At 60.2% G+C, this 10,971-nt stretch carries 9 protein-coding genes and 1 tRNA gene; 5 read left to right on the top strand and 5 right to left on the bottom strand.

The annotated features are described in order from the left end of the window. Positions 1 to 42: 42 nt before the first annotated feature. The 3 genes from xopAW to AC1RS8_RS15095 all read right to left on the bottom strand — a co-directional run bounded on the left by xopAW (position 43) and on the right by AC1RS8_RS15095 (position 2,740). On the bottom strand, positions 43 to 684 hold the full coding sequence (gene xopAW, locus AC1RS8_RS15085) for a XopAW family type III secretion system calcium-binding effector (RefSeq protein ID WP_489339076.1): 642 nt from the start codon (positions 682 to 684) through the stop codon (positions 43 to 45). 248 nt (positions 685 to 932) lie between these two features. Next, the gene (locus AC1RS8_RS15090; RefSeq protein WP_218494373.1) at positions 933 to 1,982 is read right to left on the bottom strand and encodes a sensor histidine kinase; all 1,050 of its coding nucleotides are present in this window, start codon (positions 1,980 to 1,982) and stop codon (positions 933 to 935) included. After that, positions 1,982 to 2,740 (bottom strand): response regulator, encoded by a 759-nt coding sequence (locus tag AC1RS8_RS15095; protein ID WP_340317611.1) that lies wholly within the window; start codon positions 2,738 to 2,740, stop codon positions 1,982 to 1,984. The genes AC1RS8_RS15090 and AC1RS8_RS15095 overlap by 1 nt, the downstream gene beginning before the upstream one ends. Positions 2,741 to 3,036: 296 nt before the next feature. Here AC1RS8_RS15095 and pyrF point away from each other — a divergent pair, with 296 nt between their 5' ends. Further along, positions 3,037 to 3,735, top strand: coding sequence for an orotidine-5'-phosphate decarboxylase (gene pyrF, locus AC1RS8_RS15100; protein WP_173677935.1), 699 nt, complete (start codon positions 3,037 to 3,039; stop codon positions 3,733 to 3,735). 131 nt (positions 3,736 to 3,866) lie between these two features. Here the strand turns inward: pyrF and AC1RS8_RS15105 are convergent, their stop codons facing one another. Next, positions 3,867 to 4,871 carry an NADP-dependent oxidoreductase gene (locus tag AC1RS8_RS15105; RefSeq protein ID WP_090457259.1) on the bottom strand — a complete coding sequence of 335 codons (1,005 nt, stop codon included), beginning with the start codon at positions 4,869 to 4,871 and terminating at the stop codon, positions 3,867 to 3,869. Positions 4,872 to 5,109: 238 nt separating this feature from the next. Here AC1RS8_RS15105 and AC1RS8_RS15110 point away from each other — a divergent pair, with 238 nt between their 5' ends. From AC1RS8_RS15110 to AC1RS8_RS15120, 3 genes are all read left to right on the top strand, one after another. Continuing rightward, positions 5,110 to 5,871, top strand: a complete 762-nt coding sequence (locus AC1RS8_RS15110; RefSeq protein WP_489339074.1) for an SDR family oxidoreductase — start codon at positions 5,110 to 5,112, stop codon at positions 5,869 to 5,871. 201 nt (positions 5,872 to 6,072) lie between these two features. Beyond that, entirely contained in the window at positions 6,073 to 7,458 is a 1,386-nt protein-coding gene (locus tag AC1RS8_RS15115; RefSeq protein ID WP_489339073.1) for an aminotransferase-like domain-containing protein, read from the top strand. 108 nt (positions 7,459 to 7,566) lie between these two features. After that, a complete protein-coding gene (locus tag AC1RS8_RS15120) occupies positions 7,567 to 9,531 on the top strand; it encodes a methyl-accepting chemotaxis protein (protein WP_493162969.1) in 1,965 nt (654 codons plus the stop codon). Positions 9,532 to 9,753: 222 nt separating this feature from the next. Here AC1RS8_RS15120 and AC1RS8_RS15125 read toward each other — a convergent pair whose 3' ends face one another. Beyond that, positions 9,754 to 10,512, bottom strand: coding sequence for a hypothetical protein (locus AC1RS8_RS15125; protein WP_102669921.1), 759 nt, complete (start codon positions 10,510 to 10,512; stop codon positions 9,754 to 9,756). Positions 10,513 to 10,897: 385 nt separating this feature from the next. Between AC1RS8_RS15125 and AC1RS8_RS15130 the strand changes: the two genes are divergently transcribed. Continuing rightward, a tRNA-Glu gene (locus AC1RS8_RS15130) sits at positions 10,898 to 10,970 on the top strand. Position 10,971 lies beyond the last annotated feature (1 nt).

The raw sequence follows: 10,971 nt of genomic DNA on the forward strand, positions 1-10,971 counted from the left end.
TTTGTTTTCAACTCCGGGCGGCGATCCGACGAAGCTTCTGACTCAGGTTGCCACGTTCAGGTGCTTGCCCACGCTTGCCACGTTATCGAGCGAATACTGCTTGCTCAGGTTGGCGATCATTTTTTGCAGCGCTTCATTTACGCTCGATTGATCGGAAGAGCTGTTGGTGTTCTGCTCGCGACCGGCCTGCAGGGCTGCCTTGAGTTCATCGCTGCTGACGCCACCGCTGCTGTCGCTGTCCAGCGCCTTGAGCAGCGCTGCACTGGTGTCGGTGCTGGTCGACGAGTTGCTGTTGCTGGCCTGTAACGCGCTGCTCAGTTCATCGCTGCTGATGTTGCCATCGCCGTCGGCGTCCAGCACGTTGATCAATGCATCAGCGAGGTCGGTGTTGGGGGCTTCATCGCCTGGCGGAGGCGGCGGGGGAGCCATCGCGGCCATTTCTTCGCCGCTCAGGCTGCCACTGCCATCACTGTCGAGGTCGGTGAAATTCTTGCTCAGGTTGACCAGTAAACCGTCGTCGGTTTGCTGCGACAAAACACTCTTGAGTTCATTTTGATCGACCGTGCCATCGCTATTGCTGTCGAGTTTGGCCAACAGGTCTTTCTGCAATTGCTGGTTGCGGGCGCTATTGGATGTGGTGCTGCTGGTGTAATTCGAGTAATTGCTGCTGATGCTGCCGATCATCGGGCTCACTCCTTGGAAAGATAAACCGGTGGTGTACCGGCTTATGCAGACTCAAGGGGCGAGTTGTCGCGGATATGTGGAGTTTGTACCGAGTGGTACACATGGCTGTCAGCCTCGCCAATACCCCTGTGGGAGCGGGCTTGCTCGCGAAGAGGGAGTGTCAGTCGACGAAAATGTTGTCTGGCACACCGCATTCGTCGGAACGCCGCTCGGAGCAAGCCCGCTCCCACAATGGACCGGTGTGGCTTTCAGGTCCGGGGCAGGCGAATCACCGCCGTCAGGCCGCCGCCCGGAGTTTCTTCCAGTGTCAGCTGCCCGCCCATCCGTTGCGCGGCCTCCCGGGCAATGGTCATGCCCAGGCCAACGCCGCCGGAATTGCGATTGCGCGAGCCTTCAAGGCGAAAGAAGGGTTCGAACACTGCTTCACGTTGTTCCGGGGCGATGCCCGGGCCATGGTCGATGACCCGAATCTCCAGCTGTTCACGATGGTCTTGCAGGGTAATCAACGCCTGTCCGGCATAGCGCAGGGCATTGTCCATCAGGTTGTTGATGCAGGAGCGCAAGGCCATCGGCTGAACTTGCAGGGGGGCGCAGTGGCCGCTGGCCTGGACGTTCGCGCCCTGGTCCTGGGCATTTTCGCTCAGGGATTCCACCAGCGCTTGTACGTCCATCCACTGCGGAGCTTCGCTGGTGCGTTGTTCATGCAGATAGGTGAGGGTGGCGTCGAGCATGCTGATCATGTCGTCGAGGTCTTGGCGCATCTGACCTTGCAGCTTGTCGTCGTCGATTTTCTCCAGCCGCAGCTTGAGCCGCGACAGCGGTGTGCGCAAGTCGTGGGACACGGCGCCAAGCATGCGCGAGCGCTGCTTGACCTGTTCCAGGATGCGGCGCTGCATTTTGTTGAACGTGTGCGCTGCTTGCCGTGCTTCCCGTGGTCCCGACTCTTCCAGTGGCGGGCTGTCGAGGTCTTCGCTCAAACGCTCGGCCGCGTCGCTCAGGCGCTGGATCGGCCGGCTCAGCAGTTTGGCGCCGTACCAGGCGGCAATGATCAGTGAGACCAGTTGAAACGTCAGGGGTACCAGGGGGCCGCCGAACCACGGCCGTGGTGGCCGTTTTTCGAGGTTTGGGTCCAGTGGTGGGCGTGGCCCGTCCAGGCCCTCGGAAAACTCCGGTGGAGGCGGCGGTGGCGGCGGGCCGTAATGATGAAACCAGGCAAAGGCCAGCAGGTGCGCGAGGATAATCGCCAGCAACAGCACGCCAAACAGGCGGCCGAACAGCGTATCGAAGCGCCCGCGCATCAGCCGATGTCTCGGGCATCGAACAGGTAACCCTCGCCGCGAACGGTCTTGATCAACTGCGGAGCCTTGGGGTCGTCGCCGAGTTTCTGGCGCAGGCGCGACACCAGCAGGTCGATGCTGCGATCAAAGGCTTCGATCGAACGACCGCGAGCGGCGTCAAGCAGTTGTTCCCGGCTGAGCACGCGGCGCGGACGTTCGATAAACACCCAGAGCAGGCGGAATTCGGCGTTGGACAGCGGCACCACCAGGCCATCGTCGGCAATCAGTTGCCGCAGCACACTGTTCAGGCGCCAATTGTCGAAACGAATGTTCGCCCGCTGTTCGCTGCGGTCATCGCGCACCCTGCGCAGGATAGTCTGGATCCGCGCCACCAGTTCGCGAGGCTCGAACGGCTTGGCCATGTAGTCGTCGGCGCCCAGTTCGAGGCCGATGATCCGGTCGGTGGGTTCGCAGCGGGCCGTGAGCATCAGGATCGGGATGGCCGACTCGGCGCGCAGCCAGCGGCACAGCGACAGGCCGTCTTCACCGGGCAGCATCAGGTCGAGCACCACCACGTCGAAATGCTCCGCCTGCAACGCCAGGCGCATCGCGGCACCATCGGTGACGCCGCTGGCGTGAATGTTGAACCGGGCCAGGTAGTCGATCATCAATTCGCGGATCGGGACGTCATCGTCGACGATCAGGGCACGAATGCTCCAGCGTTTGTCGTCACCGGGCGTTTTTTGGTCGTCGTTCACGGGTGCTGGGGTGTTGTGCATGCGTGCGTTCATCTGCCAGGTAGGCTGCCAACCACAAAGATAGGCTGCGAGGTTGTGGTTCCAGCATAGGCGTCCGGCCCTGAGGCGGGAAGCGCTGTTGTAGGGACCCGTTGCGGTTGCCGAGGGTAGCGGGTCAGGGTGTTGCGGGCGTGTCGTGTGTGTATCGAACTCGACACAATGGCCTCAAGGGCTAGTCTTGCCTGAGCCGTCGCGACGATTTACCGATCATCGGGTCCCGCAGCGGCGCTGGTTCCGCTACAATGCGCGCCGATTTCGACTTGCCTGAGAGCCCACTCATGTCCGCCTGCCAGACTCCCATCATCGTCGCCCTGGATTTCCCTACCCGTGACGCCGCACTGAAGCTGGCCGATCAGTTGGACCCGAAGCTGTGCCGGGTCAAAGTCGGCAAGGAACTGTTCACCAGCTGCGCCTCGGAAATCGTCGGCACCCTGCGCGACAAGGGTTTCGAAGTGTTCCTGGACCTCAAGTTCCACGACATCCCGAACACCACCGCGATGGCCGTCAAGGCGGCTGCTGAAATGGGCGTGTGGATGGTTAACGTGCATTGCTCCGGCGGCCTGCGCATGATGGCTGCGTGCCGTGAAGTGCTGGATCAGCGCACCGGTCCTAAACCATTGCTGATCGGCGTGACCGTGTTGACCAGCATGGAGCGTGAAGACCTGGCGGGCATCGGCCTGGACATCGAGCCCCAGGAGCAGGTGCTGCGCCTGGCCGCCCTGGCGGAAAAAGCCGGGATGGACGGCCTGGTGTGCTCGGCCCTCGAAGCCCAGGCACTGAAAACGGCGCACCCGTCGCTGCAACTGGTGACTCCGGGGATTCGTCCGGCGGGCAGCGCCCAGGACGATCAGCGCCGCATTCTGACGCCACGTCAGGCGCTGGATGCCGGTTCCGACTATCTGGTGATCGGCCGTCCGATCAGCCAGGCGGCGGATCCAGCGAAGGCACTGGCTTCGGTTGTGGCTGAACTGGCCTAAACACCGCTAAACCTGTGGGAGCGAGCTTGCTCGCGATGGGGGAGGGTCAGTGACGTCAATGTCGCCTGACACTCCGCTATCGCGAGCAAGCTCGCTCCCACAGTGGTTTTTGGGTGAGTTCAAATATCGGGTTAGACCTTCAACACCAACTTCCCGAAGTTCTCGCCGCTGAACAATTTCATCAGCGTCTCCGGGAAAGTCTCCAGTCCTTCGACAATATCTTCCTTGCTCTTGAGCTGCCCCTTGGCCATCCAGCCGGCCATTTCCTGGGCGGCGCTGGCGTATTGGGCGGCGTAGTCCATCACCACAAAACCTTCCATGCGCGCGCGGTTGACCAGCAGTGACAGGTAATTGGCCGGTCCTTTGACCGCTTCCTTGTTGTTGTACTGGCTGATGGCACCGCAAATCACCACCCGCGCCTTCATGTTCAGGCGGCTCAACACCGCGTCGAGAATGTCGCCACCCACGTTATCGAAATACACGTCGACACCCTTCGGGCACTCGCGCTTGAGGCCGGCGAGGACGTCTTCGCTCTTGTAGTCGATAGCGCCATCGAAACCCAGTTCATCGATCAGGAACTTGCACTTGTCGGCGCCACCGGCGATGCCAACCACCCGGCACCCTTTGATCTTGGCGATCTGCCCGGCAATGCTGCCCACGGCGCCCGCCGCGCCCGACAGCACCACGGTGTCACCGGCCTTCGGAGCGCCGACGTCGAGCAGGGCGAAGTACGCCGTCATCCCGGTCATGCCCAGCGCGGACAGGTAACGTGGCAGCGGTGCCAGTTTCGGATCGACCTTGTAGAAGCCTCGGGGTTCGCCGAGGAAGAAATCCTGCACACCCAGGGCGCCGTTGACGTAATCCCCGACCGCGAACCCCGGGTTGTTCGACGCAATGACTTTGCCCACACCCAAGGCGCGCATGACTTCGCCGAGCCCGACCGGCGGGATGTAGGACTTGCCCTCGTTCATCCATCCACGCATGGCCGGATCCAGGGACAGGTATTGGTTTTCGACCAGTATCTGACCCGCCGCCGGCTCGCCGACCGGTACTTCCTGGTAGGTGAATGTCTCGCGGGTCGCCGCGCCAACCGGACGTTTGGCGAGCAGGAATTGGCGATTGGTCTGGGAGGTCATGGCAGGCACTCAAGTTGAATGAAGCTTTGTTGATAGCCGGTCAGCGACGATGCTGCAAGTTCGGCTGATGCGGCGAATGCAGGTTGATCCAGTGCAGTGATAGTTGGTACGACAGTTCCATCACTGCAACTCATGGGCGCCCAACCGGAGCCTTGATAGTGCTGCCGTGTTCAAGACCTCCATGGCTAGACTGGTCCTACGTGATTCCCCGCATTCTTCTTTTTGAGGGCATAACAAAATGAGCATGACGTTTTCTGGCCAGGTGGTCGTGGTGACAGGCGGGGCGGCCGGTATTGGCCGCGCGACCGCCCAGGCATTTGCCGCCGAGGGCCTGAAGGTAGTAGTGGCCGATATGGACGTGGCAGGCGGCGAGGGCACGGTGGCGCTGATTCGTACTGCCGGTGGCGAAGCGACCTTCGTGCGCTGCAACGTTACCTTGGAAAACGATGTAAAAAATCTGATGGGGGAGGTGATCAATACTTACGGTCGCCTCGACTATGCCTTCAACAATGCCGGCATCGAAATCGAGAAGGGCAAGTTGGCCGAAGGTACGCTCGACGAGTTCGACGCGATCATGGGCGTCAACGTCAAAGGTGTCTGGCTGTGCATGAAATACCAGTTGCCGTTGCTGCTGGCGCAAGGGGGCGGTGCGATCGTCAATACGGCATCGGTGGCCGGCCTTGGGGCGGCGCCGAAAATGAGCATCTACGCAGCCTCTAAACATGCGGTGATCGGCCTGACCAAGTCGGCGGCCGTCGAATATGCCAAGAAGAAAATCCGAGTCAACGCCGTGTGTCCGGCGGTGATCGACACGGATATGTTCCGCCGCGCTTATGAAGCCGACCCGAAAAAAGGCGAGTTCGCCAACGCCATGCATCCGGTCGGTCGCATCGGCAAGGTCGAAGAGATCGCCAGCGCGGTGCTGTACCTGTGCAGCGATGGCGCGGCATTCACCACGGGGCACTCATTGGCCGTGGACGGTGGCGTTACCGCGTTTTAACTCGACATACCAATACCAGACACACTGCGAACCTGTGGGAGCAAGCAAGCTCGCTCCCACAGGTTTTTTGGTTCCGCTGAAGGGCCAGGCAATGTGTATCAAATGATTAGATCGAATGGTTTTGGCGGCGTTGTCGCACAAGTCTTCGAGCACGCCTGTGATTAACTGCTAATCGCAAAATCAACAGGGGTTTGCTTGCTCATGGAATTGAGAATCGACCGACAGGCGCTGGTGCCCGTCGTACAGCAAATTGTTGACGCGCTGACCTGCTGGCTTCATTCCAGCGGGGTATCGCCCGGTACGCGCCTGCCTTCGGTGCGACAGATCGCGCGGATCAATTTGCTCAGTCAGTTAAGCGTCGCTCAGGCTTGTGAACGCCTGGTGACACAGGGAATGCTGGTGTCAGGTCATGGAGCCGGCTATGCGGTTGCCGATCCGGCATTGGCCACAGGTACAAAGCACGAGCCGGTGTGGTTCGAGGGGGCGGAGCCCGATCACGGGACTTTTTCGAGTGAGTTGAGGCTTGGCTGTGGCGGGCTGCCTGAAAGCTGGCGCGAGACAGACGATCTGACTTACGCGATTCGGCAAGTCAGTCGTACCGACACGGCCAGCCTGTTCAACTACAGCACGCCGCTGGGTTTGCCAGCCTTGCGACAACAGATCCTCAAGCACCTCAGGCAGCTGGATATCCGGGCAAAGGACAACCGGATCATGACCACGGCGGGTGCCAGTCAGGGGCTCGACCTGATTGTGCGGACGCTGTTCAGGGCCGGTGACTGTGTGATCGTGGAGAGTCCCGGTTATCCGGTGCTGTTCGATCTGCTCAGGCTGCACGGTATCCACATGGTCGAGATACCGCGAACACCGCGCGGGCCGGACGTGGAGGTGCTCGAGTCGGTGCTGGTCAAACACCGGCCCCAAGGGCTGTTCATCAATAGCTTCTATCACAACCCGACCGGCAGCAGCCTTGCACCGGTGGTGGCGCGCCGCGTGCTGCAACTGGCCAGGACCTTCGGCGTGCAGGTGATCGAAGACGACGTTTATGCGGATTTGCACAGCGGTTCCGGTATGCGACTGGCTGCGCTGGACGACGATGTGATCTACGTGGGCAGCTTTTCCAAGACCCTCAGCAGTTCCTTGCGGGTCGGTTTCGTGGTGGCCGATGCCGAAGTCATTACACGTCTGGCCGAGGTCAAGATGATCAGCGGCATGGGCGCCTCGCGATTTTGCGAATCGGTTCTGGCGTGCCTGTTGGCTAACGGTGCCTACCGCAAACTGGTACAGCGTCAGCGCCAACGCTTGAGCAGCGACCGGCTGGTGGTGCTGCAATTGCTCGAAGATGCCGAGTGGGAAGTTTTCGGCAAGCCGGCGGGAGGCCTGTTCATCTGGGCGCGATCACGAATGTCCGACTACGATCAGCTGCGAACCCAGGCACGGCGCCTGGGTGTACTGCTGTCATCGAAGACCGCCTTCAACCCCTCGGGTGAGGCCAGTGACTGGCAGCGTATCAACGTGACATATGCCTGCGATCCGCGTGCCCGGGCGTTCTTTCAGGCCACTGCCCGGGATCGACCTCAAGCGTTCTGAAAACGACGTTGGCGTAGCTTTTTGCCATTATTCCGGAGCCAGAGCCTTGTGTTGCCACTGGCCCGTTGCGAATCTGCGTCTACAGACTTTGGCAGGGGACTAAGTGCAATGAAATCGGCCGTGCAAGGACGTTTTGCCAACCTCGGTATGGCGAAAAAACTGGGTGTCGGGTTTGTCCTGGTGCTGTTGTTGACTGCGCTGGTGGCGGGCATTGGCGTTTGGTCCCTGCAAACCATCAGCCAGCGCTTCGATGGGCTCAAGCAAATGTCATCGCTCAACAGCGGTTTGCTCAAGGTGCGGCTACTGGAGCAGGAGTACGCCTTGCACGGCAATCCGAAAACCGTCGATGCCCTGCACGAGGGCGTCGATGGCTTGATCGCCCTGGCCGGCCAGCTCAAGGCCGCGTCTGCGGCCAACGTGCCGGTGATGAATGATGTCGAACAGTCCCTGGGAGCCTATCGCAAGGCCTTCGACGAGTTTGTCTCGCTCAGCCAGGCCAAGGACCTGGCGCTGGAAATGGCCAGTTGGTCGGTGTCCAGCGTGGCCAATAACCTTGATGTATTGCAATCCGGGCTCGCCGATGACGGCACCTATACGCTGAAAGATTCCGAAGGCAAGGACGGTGCGCAATTCATCGAGCAGGCCAGTCAGGTCAGCCAGGTTTCACGCTTGATGCTGCAAGCCATGAATGAAGCGCGCGTGCGTCTGGATCAAAGCCGCAAAGGCGACGACAGCGCCGGGCAGGGCAAGATCGAACAGGCCAGCCAGGCATTGACCCAGGCCGAGCAGCTCAAGACTACGGTCAAGGACGAGGGTTACCAGACCGTTCTCAATGAGGTGATGGGTCATATCGTCAGTTTCAGTGACAAGCTCGCCGAGTACACCGGCCTGCTGGAACAGGAAAAAACCGTCTATCAACAATTGCACCAGCGCGCAGCCCAAGTGGTCGAGCGGGTGGATCAGGCTTATGTCGCGCAAGACCTGGCGATGCAGGCTGAACTGAAAAAGAACTCGCTGCTGATCATTGGCTCTTCCGCCCTGGCCTTGCTGGTTGGGCTGGTTGCCGCGTGGATCATCACCCGGTTGATCGTGGCACCGCTGCGCCGTGTGATTCAGGTGGCGCAGCAGATTGCCTCAGGGGATTTGAGTGCGACCATTGACGTGACCCGCCGTGACGAAATCGGCCAGTTGATGCAGGCAATGCAACAAATGGGCGCGGGGCTCAGCCATATAGTCAGCGGCTTGCAATCGGGTATCGAGCAGTTGGCGACTTCCGCCCAGTCGTTGTCGGCGGTGACTGAACAGACCAATCTCGAAGTCAGCACGCAGAAGGAGGAAACCGAACAGGTCGCCACCGCAATGAATCAGATGACGGCCACGGTGCATGACGTCGCGCGTAATGCAGAGGAAGCTGCGCTGGCCGCGCAAACCGCTGACGGCAAGGTTGAAAGTGGTCAGCAGGTGGTGCGCCAGAGCATGGCGCGGATCGAGCAGTTGGCGGACTCGGCCACCTCGGCCAGTTCGAGCATCGAAAGCCTGAGTGCGGAAATCCAGAACATCGGCACGGTTTTGAGTGTGATCAAAAGCGTGGCGGAGCAAACCAATCTGCTGGCGTTGAACGCGGCGATCGAGGCGGCCCGGGCCGGTGAGCAGGGCAGGGGCTTTGCAGTGGTGGCCGATGAAGTGCGTGCGCTGGCCAAGCGAACCCAGCAATCGACCGAGGAAATCGAACGCCTGGTCAGCGCCTTGCGCTCGGCGGCGCAGTCGTCGGTGCAGCAGATCCAGAGCAGTGGCGAGTTGGTGAAGCTGGCGGTCAGCGATGCCTTGCAGACCGAGAGTGCGCTGGGAAGCATTGCGGCGGCGGTATCGTTGATCCAGCAGATGAACCAGCAGATCGCCGCGGCAGCCGAGGAACAGAGCTCGGTGGCCGAGGAGATCAACCGCAGTGTCACCAGTATTCGCGCCAGTGCCGATCAGTCATCGCTGGCGATGCAGGGCAATGCAGCGTCGAGTATTCAGCTGGCGCAACTGGGGGTTGAACTGAAGGGGATGGTGGGGCATTTCAGGCTTTGAAATGATCATCGGCCAGGCTAAAAAAACCACCTCTCGGTTAATGCTCATCAGTTAACACACTAAACCTGTGGGAGCGAGCTTGCTCGCGATGGCGGACTGTCAGGCACCCCTTGTGTGACTGTCCAACCGTCATCGCGAGCAAGCTCGCTCCCACAGGGTGGCGGTGTTCAAACCGTTGACTGATCGGCATTAACCTCTAGGTGGCTTTTCCATTTTCGCTGATCAGTCGTAGATCGCTTTCTTCTTCCAGTCTGCGTCAACCTCGACGTCCTTGAGGCCTTCGGTCAACTGGTTGACCTCGCCTTCGACCGGAGCGATGCGATCCATGACCTGGTCGTTGGCCCTGGCCAGGAGTTTTTCCAGGTATTCCAGTTGCTCGGCATAGACCTGTGGTTCCTGCTGTTTGCGCAGGTATTGCACGCCACGCTCGAATGCCAGGCGGGCCTGCCCGGGCTGGTTCTGTTGCAGGGAGTGCTGGCCGAGGTTGTTGAAGAACTCGATGTGCAGCAGCACCAGGATGTGGCGCACTTCACGAATCCAGCGCTTGGCTTCGTTGGGGGGCAGGAAGCCGTCCTGTGCCGCGCGGGTAACCTGGCCGTGCAGGGCTTCGAGCAGGAAGCGTACATCCTTGGCCTTGGCTTCAGTCTGGATCGGTGCCGGCGGATTGTTGACCGGGATGGATTCACCCTGGCCGACAAGGGCCTCCAGTTCGGCGATCCGTGCCTTGAGGTTGGCGCTGGATTTTTCCAGGTTAAGCAGGCGCTGGCAGACGTTCAGTTCCAGGCGGGCCAACAGCAGCTTGAGGGCCGGGGTCATCAGCTGGCCGGGGAACGTCTCGGTGATTTCGCCGCAGCGTCGCAGGCGATCGTTGAGCTCAATCTTGGTACGGGCCTTTTCCAGCTTGTTGTTTTCCACCACATGGTTCATGTAGCCAATGGCGATCAACAGCGCGATCCCGGCTACGACTAGCAGGGTGATCATGAGTGGCGTCACCGGTAAGACCTCTTTATAGGTTACGCATGCGGGTTGAGTGGCTTGGCATTTGAGCCCCCAGGCCTGCACGACGGGTTGGATCGGACATGCTTGTTCTTATATCGGCCGGAGCCCCGCTTCTATGAATGATGGCACTCGATACTCAGATTGCCATCATCGGGTGGACTATAACGTCTTGGCGGGTGCCAGAATATAGGCGTCAAACGCCGGGCAGCGGAAAAACCGCAATGGCTCCCAAAAGCAGGGCGAAGTCATTGATTTAAATAAATTTATATCAGGGGGTTGACGACCTCTCAATCCATCCATAGAATGCGCGCCACTTGCAGCGTAAAGCACACAGCGAAACGAAGCAGGGAGTGAATGTTGTACGTGTGTCCCCTTCGTCTAGTGGCCTAGGACACCGCCCTTTCACGGCGGTAACAGGGGTTCGAGTCCCCTAGGGGACGC

Source organism: Pseudomonas sp. GW821-FHT12A04 (genome assembly GCF_058807755.1).